This window comes from Paenibacillus sp. FSL H8-0175, assembly GCF_045040615.1.
GTDB lineage: Bacteria > Bacillota > Bacilli > Paenibacillales > Paenibacillaceae > Paenibacillus_AQ > Paenibacillus_AQ odorifer.
On sequence record NZ_CP150299.1, the window covers coordinates 7,117,073 to 7,134,480 of the forward strand.

At 45.4% G+C, this 17,408-nt stretch carries 16 protein-coding genes; 1 reads left to right on the forward strand and 15 read right to left on the reverse strand.

Features of this window, described 5'->3' with window-relative positions:
* Positions 1-75: 75 nt before the first annotated feature.
* The 3 genes from MHH46_RS31575 to MHH46_RS31585 form a co-directional block, all read right to left on the reverse strand.
* Positions 76-303: a cold-shock protein gene (locus MHH46_RS31575; RefSeq protein WP_036677829.1), complete on the reverse strand. Its 228-nt coding sequence runs from the start codon at positions 301-303 to the stop codon at positions 76-78.
* A 92-nt stretch (positions 304-395) separates the two neighbouring features.
* On the reverse strand, positions 396-596 hold the full coding sequence (locus tag MHH46_RS31580; RefSeq protein ID WP_019914582.1) for a cold-shock protein: 201 nt from the start codon (positions 594-596) through the stop codon (positions 396-398).
* A gap of 419 nt (positions 597-1,015) precedes the next feature.
* Positions 1,016-2,263 carry a S1C family serine protease gene (locus MHH46_RS31585; protein WP_076124305.1) on the reverse strand — a complete coding sequence of 416 codons (1,248 nt, stop codon included), beginning with the start codon at positions 2,261-2,263 and terminating at the stop codon, positions 1,016-1,018.
* A 388-nt stretch (positions 2,264-2,651) separates the two neighbouring features.
* Here MHH46_RS31585 and MHH46_RS31590 point away from each other — a divergent pair, with 388 nt between their 5' ends.
* Positions 2,652-2,858 carry a hypothetical protein gene (locus tag MHH46_RS31590; RefSeq protein WP_036677826.1) on the forward strand — a complete coding sequence of 69 codons (207 nt, stop codon included), beginning with the start codon at positions 2,652-2,654 and terminating at the stop codon, positions 2,856-2,858.
* Here the strand turns inward: MHH46_RS31590 and MHH46_RS31595 are convergent.
* The 12 genes from MHH46_RS31595 to MHH46_RS31650 form a co-directional block, all read right to left on the reverse strand.
* A complete protein-coding gene (locus MHH46_RS31595) occupies positions 2,827-3,633 on the reverse strand; it encodes an MBL fold metallo-hydrolase (RefSeq protein WP_036677825.1) in 807 nt (268 codons plus the stop codon). The two genes, MHH46_RS31590 and MHH46_RS31595, sit on opposite strands and share 32 nt — an antisense overlap.
* A gap of 14 nt (positions 3,634-3,647) precedes the next feature.
* Complete coding sequence (gene yycI / locus MHH46_RS31600; RefSeq protein ID WP_036677823.1) at positions 3,648-4,388, reverse strand: two-component system regulatory protein YycI; 741 nt, start codon at positions 4,386-4,388, stop codon at positions 3,648-3,650.
* A 38-nt stretch (positions 4,389-4,426) separates the two neighbouring features.
* Positions 4,427-5,719 carry a YycH family regulatory protein gene (locus MHH46_RS31605; protein ID WP_076124306.1) on the reverse strand — a complete coding sequence of 431 codons (1,293 nt, stop codon included), beginning with the start codon at positions 5,717-5,719 and terminating at the stop codon, positions 4,427-4,429.
* Positions 5,716-7,545, reverse strand: coding sequence for a cell wall metabolism sensor histidine kinase WalK (gene walK, locus MHH46_RS31610; RefSeq protein ID WP_036677817.1), 1,830 nt, complete (start codon positions 7,543-7,545; stop codon positions 5,716-5,718). The genes MHH46_RS31605 and walK overlap by 4 nt, the downstream gene beginning before the upstream one ends.
* Positions 7,545-8,276 (reverse strand): response regulator YycF, encoded by a 732-nt coding sequence (yycF, locus tag MHH46_RS31615; protein WP_076124308.1) that lies wholly within the window; start codon positions 8,274-8,276, stop codon positions 7,545-7,547. Before yycF ends, walK begins: the two co-directional genes overlap by 1 nt.
* A 191-nt stretch (positions 8,277-8,467) precedes the next feature.
* On the reverse strand, positions 8,468-10,015 hold the full coding sequence (locus tag MHH46_RS31620; RefSeq protein WP_076191477.1) for a M23 family metallopeptidase: 1,548 nt from the start codon (positions 10,013-10,015) through the stop codon (positions 8,468-8,470).
* Between the two features lie 316 nt (positions 10,016-10,331).
* A complete protein-coding gene (locus tag MHH46_RS31625) occupies positions 10,332-10,976 on the reverse strand; it encodes a hypothetical protein (protein WP_076132908.1) in 645 nt (214 codons plus the stop codon).
* Positions 10,977-11,166: 190 nt separating this feature from the next.
* Entirely contained in the window at positions 11,167-12,453 is a 1,287-nt protein-coding gene (locus MHH46_RS31630; protein ID WP_076191475.1) for an adenylosuccinate synthase, read from the reverse strand.
* Between the two features lie 211 nt (positions 12,454-12,664).
* On the reverse strand, positions 12,665-14,026 hold the full coding sequence (gene dnaB, locus MHH46_RS31635; protein ID WP_036677807.1) for a replicative DNA helicase: 1,362 nt from the start codon (positions 14,024-14,026) through the stop codon (positions 12,665-12,667).
* Position 14,027: 1 nt separating this feature from the next.
* Positions 14,028-14,474 (reverse strand): 50S ribosomal protein L9, encoded by a 447-nt coding sequence (gene rplI / locus MHH46_RS31640; RefSeq protein WP_036677804.1) that lies wholly within the window; start codon positions 14,472-14,474, stop codon positions 14,028-14,030.
* Complete coding sequence (locus tag MHH46_RS31645) at positions 14,471-16,477, reverse strand: DHH family phosphoesterase (protein WP_076124313.1); 2,007 nt, start codon at positions 16,475-16,477, stop codon at positions 14,471-14,473. Before MHH46_RS31645 ends, rplI begins: the two co-directional genes overlap by 4 nt.
* An 11-nt stretch (positions 16,478-16,488) precedes the next feature.
* Entirely contained in the window at positions 16,489-17,406 is a 918-nt protein-coding gene (locus MHH46_RS31650) for a DUF2232 domain-containing protein (RefSeq protein ID WP_076124314.1), read from the reverse strand.
* Positions 17,407-17,408: the final 2 nt, after the last annotated feature.

Sequence of the window (17,408 nt, forward strand, 5' to 3'; positions counted from 1 at the left end):
CAAAAAAAATAAGACGGTTTACCCGTCTTGAGTGGTTCGTCGTTCTATTAAATGCTTGACTCATTTAGGTATTGGTTAGATGGAAATACCCTTCTTCAGCGATTTGAGATCGCCATTCGAATTAAGCAATTGGGGTAGCATCTTCGTGCTGCGAACCATTGGAGAGTCACATAGACGGCAAGAAGGCGCATGTTCAAATGCGAAATTATCCCTCATCCATCCGTTGCATCCCTCATTGGTACATGCCCAAATTGCGGTATTTTCTTCCGGTATTTCTTCCAAAGGTTTCTTCCGGTAGTTCATTGCCGTTCCTCCCATCCTGTAAGTCAATAGTGAGTAACTAGATATAAAAAGACCGTCCCAACTTTCACAAGCTGGGACGGTTTCTTCTATTATTACAGTTTTACAACGTTTTCGGCTTGTGGTCCACGGTTGCCTTGAACAACGTTGAATTCAACGCGTTGGCCTTCGTCCAAAGTTTTGAAGCCGTCGCCAGTGATTGCGCTGAAGTGAACGAATACGTCGCTTCCGCCTTCAACTTCGATAAATCCGAATCCTTTTTCTGCGTTGAACCATTTAACTGTACCTGTTTGCATGTGTGTTACCTCCACAAATTTAAATTAATATGTTCTTTTTATCTTCAAACAAAGAAAAAATTCACACATTGAAAAAGGTTGTATTACCAAATATGACAGCCCTTTTCAATGCGAGAATTAGGGACTAAATGTATGATTGATATCATATTACCACACCTGATTAGCAAAGGCAAGCAAGCATCCGAATATATCCGTTTTTGCCCTAATAAGTATTACCTTCCAATGTAAGGGCTGCCACTTAGTGTTTATTCCCTAAATAGATCCTTTTTCTGGCATAATTATCATGGTTTTAGAAAAATAGCTTTTCCAAAAACGTTACTTTTATCCGCTTTTTCAAGAAGGTACCCCCTCGGAATCGAAGGGGTAGTCCGCTCTACTTGTCGTAACTGCTATATCATTATATACCGACTTCCAGCATATTATTCCTGTGGTTTTTCAAGAAGTTTAACTGTTGCCTGTTTGGCCTCGCCGTTTCGATAGTAAGTAATTTTCAGATCATCACCGATCTTCGTATGATTATATAAGTACTTGCGAAGAGAAAGGGTAGATATGATTGATTGATCATTAAATTTGGTAATGACATCATTGAATTGCAGTCCAGCTTCCTTCGCAGGGCCAACGGCTTCTAGAACAACTACTCCATCCTTAACACTGTTCGGCAGGTTCAATTCATTGCGTTGATCTTCTGCTAGTGGAACGTACGGATTGTTCAAATCAACTGAATATACACCCAAGTACGAACGGGCAATATGTCCTTTTTCAGCCAGCTCATTAGCGATATCTATCACATGATTCGCAGGAATTGCAAAACCCAGACCCTCTACACCCGTATCTGAAATCTTCATTGTGTTAATTCCAATGACCTTGCCATCCAGATCCACTAATGCGCCGCCACTGTTTCCTTCATTAATCGCCGCATCGGTCTGTATCACTTCTTGTTCCCAGTCATATACTCCATCCTGATTAAGGGATACGGGAACCATCCGTTCAGTATAGCTAACAATCCCCGAGGTCAATGTATCACCAAGTCCTAGCGGATTACCGATAGCAATGACCGTTTCACCTAGACGAAGCTTAGAGGAATCACCGAGCTGCGCGATGGTATCGATTCCTTTGGCATCAATAGAGAGTACCGCAATGTCGCTTACTTTATCCGTTCCAACGAGTGTTGCCTTACGAGTCTCTCCGTTCACTGTAACTACTTCGAGATTACCGGAGTCTTCAATGACATGATTATTGGTAATGATAAATGCTTTATTCCCTGTCTTTTTATAGATCACTCCTGAGCCTAGTGCAGACTCATCCAGAATGTTTAATTCTTCATTATCTTCTTTATGATTGATAATACTTACTACTGCAGGGCGAACCGTGGCAGCAGCTTGAATAATCCGGTCAAATGGATCACTGCTGCTTGGGGCAACATTTCCAGTTGCTACAACCGGCTTCTGAGCAGTCTCATGACTCATCTGGCCTGTAAACATACTGAATAACAAAACTGCCACCACAGCGCTGACTAAGGAGCAAACGGCGGATATTTGCCAGGTAGATAAACCCTTACGCGATCTGCGTACAGAATGTCTACGATTAGCAAACGATCCCTTTGATGCTTCATCCCCTCTGGACCGCGAAACTTTAGTTGAATAGAAATCATCATCAAACAATCCCACCGAAAATCTCCCCCTTCTATTGCCAAGCGTTCACTGTTGGTAAGACCTGAACCTATAGCAACCACGTCCGAACCAAACCTCTGTAACCATTAGACTCCAAATATCACTAAAAAGTTTCACTTTATCCATTAACCCCACAAGAGTTTCGATCAATCGTTAGATTATGATAATCTTTTAATATATCTTCTCTATTAGGAATATTTTGCAACTTAAAAGACTACAATAAAATAGAAGTGTCCCTAAAATTTTAGCTTTGCTCATCACGCTTTTAATTGTATCACAGGCAACCTGCAATTCGGGATTTTCCTCAGCTAAAACACCTGCGAATTTTTTACAGTTTTCAGTTCTAATTACACTATATATTCACACTATTAAAGGAGGATTAATTATGAGTTCTTTTTCAACAAGTATGGATTTAGTCGAGTTTATCGGTAAGCTTGGTGACTTAAAGGATGAACACTACCACATGACCCTTGCCTTTAGCGCAATGATCGAATTGATGATTGAAAAAGGCCTAATCTCCCGCCAAGAATTAGATCGCAAGACCGCTGAACTTGATCAGCTTATGACTGGCTCAGCTTATCCCATGGCGTAGGTTGATCATAATACGTATCACACAGTCTGAACTCACTATCTTTGAAAAAACAGCCCCGATCCTCCATTGCGCCGCGTACCGACATTTTTGCCAAATCCATCATATTGTGATCCCGGCTTAAATGCGCCAAATAGGTCCGTTTGGTCCGCCCTGTAAGAATTTCGCTAAGCGCAGCTCCAGCTGCCTCATTGGAAAGGTGACCCATGTCGCCTAGGATGCGCCGTTTCGTATTCCACGGATAACGTCCCATTCTCAGCAATTCGATATCATGATTCGCCTCCAGCACCAATACATCTGCATCTGAAATTGCATCTCTTACCTTATCACTAACATAGCCCAGGTCTGTAGCTACACATAACTTCTCTTTTCCATCATAAAAATTGTAACCCACTGGCTCCGCCGCATCATGAGAAATCGCAAAGGATTCTACTCGCATACTGCCGAAATCCTTGTGCTGGCCAGACTCCATGATCATACGGTTATACTCCGGTATTTTACCAATTCCCTTCTCGATAGCTCCCCAGGTATTGGTGTTCGCATAAATCGGAAGATCGTATTTACGGGCCATGGCCCCGAGTCCCTTGATATGATCGGAATGTTCGTGTGTAACTAGAATCCCGTCTATATCATTACCCGTTAGTTCACGCATGGCCAACAGCTCATCGATCCGCTTGGCACTAAAACCTGCATCAATCATAAGTGTTGTCTCCCCGTTTCGTACCACCGTTACATTGCCGGTAGACCCACTGGACAGTACTGTAAATGAAATCCCCATTTTCCTTACTCCTTCTACTCTGTTGTCTTAGGACTGATGATGTCCGCACTAATAGCATCCACATAATAGGCATTGCCGTTCTCCAGCATAAACCGCCACATCGGCGAAGCTACCTGACTTTCCGAGTTGAACAGCTCACCGTAATACCCCAGCTCAATCTCCTTCACTACGGAATCTGCCGGGAAATACTTCTCTATCAAACTACTAAGTGCTTGCGATGCTGGAAGCACCTTCTGTTCTTTATCGCTGCTGCTTGTCCCTATTTCAATCTTCGGCCAGCGGTAAGCTACGATTTTTTGATCACTGTTAATCAACTCTAGCCTAACACGGAACAACGACCACTGATTTTGAACCAGCGGATGAAGAACGAACTTCCCAACCTCACTTTCCTGTGAATCAAAGCGATAATTGGAAATGTCAGGAATCTTATCCTCAAGCGCCTTGCTAAGCTCTGAGAAGGAAGAATAGATCAGCTTGCTGTCTATAGGTACATCTAATTTAATTGGTGGTTCAGTCTGCTCTTCAGCAGAATAACGATAAGTAATGTTAGGAAGCTGCGGGGTAGAAGCCGGAATGGGACACAATACACGAATCCCTTTCTGCTCCATTACGGCTTGGGTCTCAGCAGACAGGGAAGTAAAATCAAGATTAGCACTAACCTGATCGCGTAAATCGACCCACAGCTGGTAACATAGCAGCAGATTCAGACCTAAAAAGGCGCAAATCAGTACATTTTTAGCTCTTCCCCAATCCATACCCGAACCTCCTAAATGTTATATGAACCACTTGCCCATTAATTCAAAGTAAGCACGCTACCATCACTAAGTGTAACTTTCCAGACAGGTATCAGCTCCAGATGATCTTCCTTCACCTCAGGCACATAAGCAGGCGTTAAATCCTTCACTGCCGAAGTTTTACTGACCAGAGACAACCTATACTCCAGATCCGCACCTCCAGATAGCTCCACTACCTTTTTTACGGCCTTACTTTCATCTATATAGATTAGAGAACGTTCATAAGAGGATACTGTTCCCTGCTGCAGTTCCAGATTTATTACACCATACTGTAATGATGAATGGCTCATTATCGGATAGGAGCCGTACGGGTAGGAGCCATAATATTGTTGAAAAGAGACCTTTCTCTCCTGTCTGCCTTCCTCTGTAGCCTCCAAACGGTAAGTCCCATTCCATCCGCCATGCTGGTTCACAAATTCTACAGCTTCCAAAGCATCCTTGGCAGGGGTACTTTCTCCAGCTGGAAGAGCCGCAGGGTCGCTATAGCTCATCCAGTTCTTACCCTGGTCCACCTGAAGGCTTCGTTTGCTGTCCGTATAAATCTCCGAGCCGTTTTTCTCCCGGATATATCTAGTACTTCCAACATCGAAGAAAAGATTACTCTGCATTTGCTCTATGGTGTACATCCCGGAAGGCATGTCTACCTGAACCAGAGAAATCTTACTGTCTGGCACATAATAATCCCCGCTTACGGTCTTGTAAGGCGTCCAATTCTTACCAAAATCGACATGCTGCTGCACATCCTGAACCGTTAAATCCGCTTTTGCCGCTTCGTATATGATGTCGCCTCTCGTACTGAAGAAAATAGCATGGGCCTTGGAATCGTTCTTAATGTTATAGATCCAAATGCGATCGATGCTTTCTCCTTCAAAAAGGGAATCTGGCGATAACTGCATCACCCGCTGCAATAACGTTACCGGAATGCCCGCTCCGAACGAAAGCTCAATCCCAGGATTCTCATTGCGGATCTTATCCCAATCATAATCCTGTACCGAGTGCCGCTGAAAGCTTTCGAAGCCACGACCTTTTAAGCGATTCATGATCAAGCTATAGAACGTAGAGTCCGGATAAAAAAGCGTATGCTTGCCTTCCCCCATATGGATGATCATTTTGTCAGGGTATAACAGGTTCTCTACCTTCTCTTCCGGACCCATATTATCTGTCTTCACATACAGGTTCTCAGAAAGCACCGCAGAATCAGCACCAGGCAAGCGGTAGATCAAATAATAGCTTTCAACCAGGCTTCCGAGCACGAGCAAGGCTAGAATGCATGATTTGATTCGTTCCTTCACGCCTCACTCCCCCTTTGCTCGTTCAAAGGCAGGGTAAAGGTTACCTTTGAACCTTCATTTAGCTCGGATTGCAGGGAAATGGAGCCTCCATGTGCCTTCACAATTTCCCGGGCAATGGAAAGGCCAAGTCCCGTGCCTCCCATGTTCCGCGAACGTGCCTTATCCACGCGATAAAATCGTTCGAAGATCCGCTCGATATCTTTTTTCGGAATCCCTATCCCCGAATCACGTACAGAAATGGAGAGCATTCCATCCTCATTCTTCAACGCTTCCAATTCAATTGTACCGCCTTCTGGCGTATATTTCAGCGCATTGGAGACCAAATTCCCCAAGACCTGGTCAATTTGATCACGATCAAGCCACGCCGTAGTAACATCTTTGCGGACCCTTGTACTGATATCGATACGCTTTTGCCGAATTTGAAAAGAAAAACGATCCGCCACATCCTCCAGCATCTCGGTAATATCCGTCTGCTGAATTCGAAGAAGAGCTTCCTTGGAATCCAGACGGGAAAGATGCAGCAAATCCGTAACCAGACGAATCATCCGTTCCGTTTCGTTGCGAATCACCCCAACAAACCGAACCGCCAGCTGCGGATCTTCAAGTGCTCCATCATCCAGTGCTTCAACATAGCTTTTAATAGTGGTAAGTGGTGTTCTTAGCTCATGCGAAACGTTCGCCACGAACTCCCGGCGTGATTCCTCCAGATTCTCCTGTTCGGTGACATCCTGCAACACAGCAATTGTGCCGGCAATGCCCCCCTCACGACGATGAATGGGAGTAAACGTCACTCTTACGATATTAGAATCTTCTCCACCCATATGGGTCAGATGAAGCATTGCAGATTGGGCATTGCCTTTAGCCAGAGATCCGCTTTGTTCGTAATCTAAGCCCAACAGTTTATCTAGAGGAGCGCCTTCCGGCAACGGACCTTCATTTCCGAGCATCAACGCTGCCCGCCGATTCATCAGAATCACTACTCCGTTCTCATCTGTAGCCACAACACCATCACTCATGTTCGTCAGAATAGAGGTAAGCTTCTCCTTCTCCTCTTCATTCTGCGAGAGTGCTTCCCGCAATCTACCGGTCATATAATTGAACGCCTGACTGAGTTGTCCAATTTCATCATTGCCCAATACGGGCATTTTACGATTGAATCGGCCTTCAGCGACCGCCGTAGCATGCCTCGTCATTTCCTTAATAGGCTGCGTGATAGTGTGCGCCAGAATGACGCATAAAACAACCGTTAACGCTAGAGCTAACAGCAAACCTGAGATAAATACACTATTGATCCGGCCCATCGTGGCGTATAGATCCTTCATGTCAGCAGCAATATAGATTGCGCCCACTACCTTGTCCCCCGAGAGCACAGGCTTAGCCACAACCTTTTTCCGCACATTATCATCCGCAATAATATATTCCTCGTTATCACTGATGCCCTGCAAGGCCCGATTCACAACTGTCTGGGTGTTACGCTGCCCGACATAGTCATTCTGCGAGGGAACAGAAGTGGTGATGATTTTGCCGCTGGCATCCAGTACCTGAATTTCAGCCCCGTTAATGTACAGATTATTGACCATCCCGCGCAGACTTTCCACAGCCGTTTCCTCATCAGCCGTTCCAGCCTCACTACCAAATTTATCAGCAGTCAGGATGGACAACATCTCAGCACGTGCTTTAAGGTCCTTGGTGAAATTATCTGTTAACGAGTTCTTCATCGAGCTGACAAAATAAACCCCGATCAACTGCATAGCTATCAGAATCAGCAACACGTAAATAATAATAAGTTTTGCCTGAATTGTCCGGATAAAGGACCGCCACTTCATCACAGTCCTCCATTTTTAGGGCTATGCATCAAATAGCCAAGTCCACGCCGAGTATAAATATATTCGGGCTTGCTGGGGTTCTCCTCAATTTTCTCTCTTAGACGACGGATCGTCACGTCAACGGTCCGCACATCACCGAAATACTCAAATCCCCACACTGCCTGCAGCAAATGCTCCCGAGTCATCACCTTACCGGCATGTTTGATCATATAGTAGAGCAGCTCATATTCACGATGGGTCAAGTCAAGTGGCTCCCCGCCCTTATAGACCATATACATATCTGTATCTATAAACAGATCAAAATGATAAATGCCCTGCTTATTCTCTGCTGGTTCACTCGCCATCCCCTGTGGTGACGGTTTATGCTGTCTCCGCATCTGGGCTTTAACTCGGGCCAGCAATTCACGTGTACTAAAAGGTTTGGTCACATAGTCATCAGCACCAAGCTCCAGGCCAAGTACCTTATCAATCTCTCCGTCCTTGGCTGTAAGCATAATGATAGGAATGTCCAAGTGCGCAGAACGCACCTCGCGGCAGACGTCCATGCCATCTTTGCCGGGCAGCATAAGATCAAGCAGCATAAGATCGGGCCTTTTGGACAATGCCAGCTCCACTGCACTGTTGCCATCAAAAGCACAAATAACCTCGTAGCCTTCTTTTTCTAAATTAAATTTCAATATATCAGCAATAGGCTGTTCATCATCTACTACCAGAATCGTTCCCATCTGCATGTCCCAGCTTCACCTTCCTATCCTTACTTAATGATCATTCCTTTATTTTAACATACCTGTCTAACCGTCACATCCTACGAAATAAGCAATCCCCCTGCCCAGCAAAAAGAACCGGCTTTGCCGTCACTCGTAGATTAAAAAAAATAAAAACCGCCCGATTAAAATCGAGCAGTTAAAGGATTAAGTATGAATTATTGCAAATACTTCATTGGATTTACAGCAGTGCCATTCTTCCGAATCTCAAAATGCAGATGTGTACCCGTCGAACGTCCGGTGCTGCCCATTACGCCAATCTTGCCACCCTGCTCCAAACGTTGGCCTGTAGAAACCGAGATACTTTTTAAATGACCATAATAGGTTTGATATCCGTTGCGATGGTCCACAATAACTACATTCCCGTATCCACTCTGCACCCCTGCAAAGATTACGGTCCCGGCATCAGAAGCTTTTATATTCCGATTGCTAGATACCATATCAATACCCTTATGGGCACGGCTCCAACGCTCACCGAAGCTACTTGTCAGGGTTGCGCCGCTTACCGGCCAACTGAACATGCCTGTTCCTTCACCAACAACCTTCGTTCCCCGATAAACAACTTCTGGCAGCGAGGCTTTTATAACGGTCTGGCCTAACCATTCTTCTTGGACAACCGTACCATTTTCCTTCGTTACCCGATACTCCATTTCCTTAAGTCCAGTTTGCCCTGGGCGAACCACTTTACTTTTGCCTGCCGCTAGCTGATCGCTCGAACGCACAACCACTTCCGGCTCAGTCACTATCTGCTCAGTCACTTTTTCCACAGTTACTACTGTAACATCTGGTTGGGGTACCTTCAGCTTCAGTGTATCTCCAATCTTCAACGTCAGCTCTTTCACGTTAGGATTGTTACTATAAATCTCTTTTTGGGTGATTTCAAACCGTTTGGCAATCCCCGAAATCGTATCGCCCTCTTGAACGGTATAAAGAAGAGGCGCCTCTTTGCCTTCGGTAAGTGTCTGGACCGCCGCTTCCACATCCAACACTTTATTAGGATCTGCTTTGATAGGAACGATAGAAATATCCTCGCTAATCTCTACCGACTCTACTTGCTCTGGAGCCTTCGCTTTTGCAGCAGATGAGCTGGAAGCAGCCGTTCTTGTTAGCTTACTAGCCGTCGTTGCTACTTCTGCTTGTGGGACATAATGATTTTTTACCCCTTCGAGCACAGCATTAGCAGTTTCCTGATCCTTAACTATGCCAACGGCCTTGCCATCTACCATCAATTGCACGCCTACCGCATAAGCTTTCAGCATTCCATCTAGTTTAGTAAGTGTCGCCTCACTATCAACTTCTGGCTTGTATGCCTTCTGCTCTTCTATTGTTATGCCCTCTGTTTGCAGCACCATGGTTGAATTCGGATATTTCTCCTGATATTCTCGTTGTTTCTTATCGTATAGCTGGTTAAGCTGCGTCTGATCGGTAAGTCTTCCGACTTCTTCACCCTTCACCAACACTTGATAATAGGTAACCGTGTTAGCGGCTACATACTTTTTCTCTGCTCCAACCAACACCGTAGCTAGAAGCACAAGGCCGACAGATCCCAAAATCCAAGCACGCCGAAATCTGCGAGTACCTTTCTCTTGTTGAAAGTGTTTGGAGTCGTGATCGAAATTGTGGCTCTGTTGAACATTCGCCTCGGATGCTGCTGGATGTCCATCCTGCAGCTTGCTCATCCGACGCATGAACTTAAATCCCTTCATGAAACTCTCCCTTTCAGTCCGCTTTTACTTCCGACAAAAGCGGCCAAGCTAATTGTACGACCTCGATTATATAGATTACGTCCATGTAAATTTCTGCGTATACTAGTGCTTAATTCCTGCTTCTAATGAACCTATAAAAAGGTTGTTAAGGAGGTTACAAAAAATTAACCTCTTGAGGTCCTTGTTTACTGTACCATAGCTTAGAGAAAAATTTCAACTTTAGACATAACAAAAAACCCGCGTATTTGGCGGGTTTTTTGCGCAAATATGAAATTTTAACCTTTTTCATGTGTCTATAAAGTGACAATTACAAATGCTATTGCGTAGATTCTGTAGTTGGTGTAAGCATTTTCATTATGCTCTCATATTCGTCTGCATCAACATATTTTGCAATTACCTGTTGCAGCTCTTTAACCTCATCTTCTGTTAATCCATCCTCCATCGCTGTTGAAATTTTTGCCATCTCATCCTGGGGTAGTTTGGACATCAAAATATTGAATATATTTACCTTCTCTTCCGATGGAAGATTATCTTTGAAGTCACTGAGTGCCTCAGGTGTCATTACTAATTGTTGGTCACCAACACTTCCGCTTCCGTTATCAGCTGAACTTTCGGTTGTAACTTGCCCCATAACTGGTAAGGCATCAGTCGGAGTATTATCATCTACGGGCTCACCCTTGCCTTTAGCTGGCGAATCCGTGCTTTTGTCGGTCTCCTTGCTAACTGTACTCCCTGTGGTTACTTCTTTATTGGCTGTATCCGAGTCAGATTTGTTATCCATGCCAATGATGCTCCGAATCATTCCTCCAAATCCCGGACCGGGAGTATTCACTTTAATATCGAAGCTAGCCAGTACCGACTGAATATAAGCATTTACAACCACGCCCGTTGTTAGAATTGAAAGAGTGCTGGCAAGTACCACAATCAGACATACGCTAAGTGCACGCTTCACGATCTTCATCTTCATTTCTCCTCTCACCTATGTTCAAGTCTATCTGGTAGATCATGTACATGTTCTTCTATACATCCAGTATTGACTAGAACCGGCCTTGGGAAACGTCTAGGTATAAATCTAGGCCCCAAAAGAGAGAGATATAGTCCTCAGAACAAAAAAAAGAGCCTCTAACGGGGCTCCTTATTATAACTAGATTTTAGATATAAATTGGCAATACTTGATTCGTCTGCTCACGGTTACGACCCACTGAGAAGATAGCAATCGGAATACCTGTAAGCTCAGATACACGTTCAACATATCTGCGTGTATTTGCTGGAAGATCATCCAACGTTTTTGCAGAAGTAATATCTTCGCTCCAGCCTGGAAGCTCCTCATATACCGCTTCACATTCTGCCAGCATTTTGAGGCTAGCAGGGTAATGAGTAATTACCTCACCACGGTATTTGTAGCCTGTGCAGATCTTCACAGTCTCAAGTCCGCTAAGTACATCCAGCGAGTTAAGAGATAGCCCTGTGATTCCACTTACACGACGAGCGTGACTCACAACTACACTGTCGAACCAGCCTACACGGCGTGCACGTCCGGTAACTGTGCCATATTCATGACCTGTTTCACGGATATAATCACCTGTTGCATCATTCAGCTCTGTAGGGAACGGGCCATCTCCAACACGAGTGGTATAGGCTTTTGCAACCCCAATAACCTGTTTGATTTTGGACGGTCCCACACCAGAACCTATGCACACCCCACCGGCAGATGGGTTGGATGAAGTAACAAACGGATACGTGCCTTGATCGATATCAAGCATTACTCCTTGCGCACCTTCAAACAACACTTTGCGATCCGCATCAATGGCATCATTAAGAATAACAGAGGTGTCTGTTACATAATTACGCAGCACTTCTGCATATTCCAGGTATTGAGTCACAATCTCTTCTACGTTAAGAGCTTCGGCACCATAGACCTGCGTAATCACTTGGTTCTTCTCTTGCATCAAGGGGCGGAGTCTCAGTTCGAATTCCTCAGCGTCCATCAAGTCAGCAATACGGATACCGTTGCGTGCTGCCTTATCCATATAACAAGGTCCGATACCTTTACGTGTAGTACCAATCTTGTTCGGACCCTTACGGTCTTCTTCGAGAGCATCCAGCACCATATGGTATGGCATAATGACATGAGCACGATCACTGATCACTAAGTTCTTAGTATCAAAACCGTTCTCGTGAATATAATTAATTTCTTGGATCAAGGCAGCCGGATTAATAACCATTCCGTTACCAATTACACAAGTTTTCTCTTTATAAAATACACCCGAAGGGATCAAGCTGAGCTTAAACTTCTCACCGTCAATCAGAATCGTGTGACCGGCATTATTGCCCCCTTGATAACGGGCGACCACATCTGCACTTTCCGCTAGAAAGTCAGTGATTTTCCCTTTACCTTCGTCTCCCCATTGTGTTCCCACGACGACTACCGTTGACATGTTCATTCCTCCGTAGGTGCTACTTAGCACCATTATTTTTCATAATATGGACCCTATACGTCATTCTTATGTACGTGGCCCTCCGGACGCCAAGCAGATTTAACCCGCTAAAGGACAATTCTCAGTGTAACAGCGGTTTTTTTCAAAGTCAAATAAAACGAACGATTACACAAAGAAATGTGCAATCGTTCGGGAATTATACATGTCAGGTTTAACCAGCAAATGGTTCCGCATGTGCTCGCTCGTAGTTAACGAACTTGTTGAAATTTTTAAGAAAGACCAGTTCTACCGTGCCTACGGGACCATTACGCTGTTTAGCTATAATGATCTCAATAATATTCTTCTTCTCCGTATCCGCATTGTAATAATCATCACGATACAGAAACGCAACAATATCGGCATCCTGCTCGATAGAACCCGATTCACGCAAGTCACTCATCATTGGACGTTTATCCTGGCGCTGCTCTACACCCCGGCTTAACTGCGACAGGGCAATAACCGGCACATCTAGCTCACGAGCAATCTGCTTCAGTGTACGAGATATATCCGATACTTCCTGCTGACGGTTCTCTCCGCCTTTACCGCGGCCCTGAATGAGCTGCAAGTAGTCGATGACGATCATGCCAAGTCCTTTTTCCTTCTTCAGTCTCCGGCACTTTGCACGAATATCGGTTACCGTGATACCTGGTGTATCGTCGATATAAATCTCCGCTTCAGATAGAGACTGAATACCCATCGTCAGCTTGGACCAATCATCATCACTCTTGAAGTCACCGGTACGCATAATATTGGCATCTAAGTTGGCTTCAGCACAAATCATCCGCTGTACCAGCTGTGGCGCTGACATTTCCAGACTGAATATCGCAACAGTTTCTTTAGCACGTACTGCCACGTTCTGTGCAATATTCAGGGCGAATGCAGTCTTACCAACAGATGGACGAGCCGCAACAATGATCAGATCGTTACGTTGGAATCCGTTAGTCATATGATCTAAATCCACAAATCCGGTTGGGATACCTGAGGTACCCCCCTTATTTTGATGAAGCAACTCAACCTTGTCGAACACTTCCATCAAGACATCGCGGATCGCAATAAATCCACTGCCGCTCCGCCGGTTGGAGATTTCAAGAATGCGCCGCTCTGCATCACTCAGCATATCGGCTACATCTTCACCGCCAGTATAACCTTCGCTCACAATTTGCGTGGCTGTGCGAATCAAACGGCGCAGCATGGCTTTCTCTTCGATAATCTGGGCGTAGTATTCTACGTTAGCAGCAGTAGGCACGGCATGCGCCAGCTTAGCTAAGTAGCTAACCCCACCAATATCTTCAAGCTCACCTTTGTCCTGCAGTCTGGACGTAAGTGTAACAAGATCAATCGGCTGGCTCTCTTCTCCGAGCTGCACCATCGCCTCAAAAATCATTTGATGCGCTTTATCGTAGAAGTCTTCGGTATTCACCCGTTCCATTGCAGTAATGAGCGCTTCATCCTGCAACAGAACCGCACCAATTACCGCCTGCTCGGCTTCAAGATTCTGCGGGGGAACCCGATCGAAAAAGAGATCTCCACCCATGTTACTCCTCCGTTACCTCAACCTTAAGTGTGGCCTTTACTTCAGTATGCAATTTTACGCTTACTTGAAATACTCCTATATGGCGAATTGGCTCACCTAATTCAATCTTGCGCTTATCAATAGTAATTCCTTTGGTGGAAGCCAGTGTCTCAGCAATCTGTTTGCTTGTAATAGCACCGAATAAACGTCCGCCTTCACCTGATTTTGCTTTCATTGTCAGTGTTAGCTCGTCAAGCTTCTTACCCAATTGCTGTGCTTCTTCTTTTTCGTTATCTTTACGGCGTTGTTCAGCAGCCGCTTGATTCTCCAGCGTCTTCACGTTACCTTCCGTTGCCGGACGAACCAATCCACGTGGCAATAAGAAGTTAGAAGCATAACCTTCGGATACCTCTTTAACCTGACCTTTTTTACCTTGACCCTTAACATCTTTTATGAATATGACCTTCATTCGAATAACCCCTCTTTCGATTCGATTTCAGCCAGCACCTGCAGTAATCTGGCTTCTGCTTCTTTACATGTTCCTTCAAGCTGTACCGCGGCATTGGACAGATGCCCTCCGCCGCCTAATTTCTCCATCACGACCTGTACATTCATACGTCCTAGTGATCGGGCACTAATGCCAATCAGGCCGTCAGGCCGCTCGCTGATGACGAATGAAGCAACTACGTTGGTCATCCCAAGCAGCGTGTCCGCAGTCTGAGCAATAAGAAGCTGCGGAATTTTCATGCCTGGTGCCGTAACTACAAGCGCGATTTGGTCATACACCATCCGCGCATGTTTGATAATTTCGGCTTTGGAAATATACTCCTGTAAATCCTCCTTGAGCATACGCTGAATAAGTACGGTATCGGCACCATTCCGGCGCAGGAAGCCTGCGGCCTCAAAGGTACGCGACCCCGTATGAAGCGCAAAATGCTTCGTATCCACCGTGATCCCCGCTAACAACATTGTAGCATCCAGCGGACTGATCTTTACCTTCTCATGAATATACTGAAGCAGCTCTGTCACCAGCTCACAAGTCGATGAAGCGTAAGGCTCCAAATACACCAATACAGCATCGTTAATGAACTCTTCACCTCTTCGGTGATGATCCACCACTACAATTCTGCTGGCATATTGCACTAGCCGCGGCTCCATCGTCATAGACGCCTTATGTGTATCCACAACAATAAGCAGGGTATGCTCTGTCATGATCTGTAGGGATTGCTCCGTTGTGATGAATGACTTATACAACTCATCATCCTTACGAATCTGCTCCATCATGTTAGTTATCGATGGATTAGGAGTCTCCATCACAATGCTAGCCTCTACATTATACATCTGCGCAGCCCTTAACAGGCCGATTGCAGCACCCACAGCGTCGATATCCGGTGTCCGATGACCGAGGATCAGCACACGATCGCTCTCCTGCATCAGATCCCGCAAAGCATGCGCAATGACCCGCGCCCGCACTCGGGTACGCTTCTCAGCAGCATTACTCTTGCCGCCGTAGAAGGATAACCGTTGGCCTGCTTTTACAGCTGCCTGATCACCACCTCGGCCAAGCGCCATATCTAGACTGGATTGGGCCAATGCCCCTAATTCACTTGCTGAGTCTGCGCCAAAGGCCAGACCAATACTCAGTGTCATGGGTACCTTAAGATCAGCAGTCATTTCTCTGACTTCATCTAGAATCACGAAGCGGCTCTCTTCCAACGCTTGCAGGCTACGATGATTAAGCAGCATTAGATAACGTTCCGAGGACAACCGCCGCAGATAAACCTCAAACTGCTTACTCCATTCAGTGATTTCACTCGTCACCTTAGCAATCAGCGAGGTTCGCTGTTGATCATCCATCCCTTGAGCGGATTCATCCAGGTTATCCATCATCACTATGCCGATTGCCAGCTTCTCATCCTCATACCGCTCACGTAACACCACAAGCTCAGTGATATCATACAAGTAAAGAATACGCTCACTCGGAATAATGACAGCTTGATAAAATCGTTCATCCACGGTGATCTCAAGGCGGGTGTCATGGAGCACACCCTCTTTGGCGACCTCCCGCTTACCCGCTGCAGCACCTGTGAAAAAAGACTGCATATCAGGCAATAATTCTTGCAGTGATTCCCCAACTAAAGACTTGCGTGCGAAAATATCGCCGGCATAGCGGTTATTCCATTCCACCGTTCGATCCTCGCTAAACAGAATGATTCCAAGCGGCAGCATGCTGACTGCTTCGCCCTCTACCCGCTTAATGCGGAAAGATAGCCCATTAATATATTCCACCAGATTACGGCGGAACGAGATCTCCGCTTTCAACATATAGAAGCATAAAGTACCTGACAGAAACAGGCCGGCGACCCCAAGCGCCCAGTTATAAACACTGACAATTATAATAAGGACCAACAGCAGCATGAACGCCCATACGGTATGATAGCCGTGCCAGCGTCTTTGCAGAAATTTAGGCATGAACTCTCACCCTATCGTTTCGATTTGGTCACATACTCCCGCAGTGGGAACGCAAGATCAATAATACCAATAATGCGCAGCGGCGGCAGTAAAATAACCGGTATCGCTAACAAAACGGCAGACATCTTGTTCCATTTGCGTTCATGCGCCAGGAAGAAGAAAAATCCGATGGCCTGAATCATAAAGCCAATTCGCAGCAATGGCAGAAGATTGGCAGAAATCATGAGGATGAAATTGTTCTCCGACCCTGAGAAGAAGAGCTGTAGAACAACACCAATCAGATAGTACCAAATAAACGATCTCGAAAGTCTCCATTCACGTGCAGGCTTCATCTTAGGCACTGCATAATTCATACTGTTCAGAATCGGGCGGGCAATAGAATGCGTAATCACAGCAATCATGAAGGAGCTTACGATTAGAGTCATAGGGATCATTTGGACCGTCATATGACTTATCTTGTTTACATCCTCAGTTGAAAATCCAATATCAGTGAGCAGAGGATTGGTAGTTCCGAGCTCGGACAGAGGTGAATTAACCATTTGCAATACATCGTTCACATAGGTAGACAGGTCAAAATTAAATAATGCCGTACCCAGCAGCAAAAGCAGCAGGAACTGTGCAAGAATCGTAACCGTACCTGCGATCACGGTAGACATGGCCGGGGCATGTCTTTTATACCAGCGCCCCATAACCAGAGCCGGTATTAAGAAATACGCAGCTATCAACAGATAAATTGGTGTAATCAAGCCTACAATCAGCAATACCGGCAATACATGCAGCACAAATTGTCTCGTGTTCAGGGTAGTAAACAACACTACTGCCGGAACAATCATAAACAGGGTAGTGATGATGAGGAGTGGAGTCGTTAAACTAAGCAGCAAAAGTAAGTATGCTACGCTCCAAGCCACAGATGACCAGCGAAATTTCAACA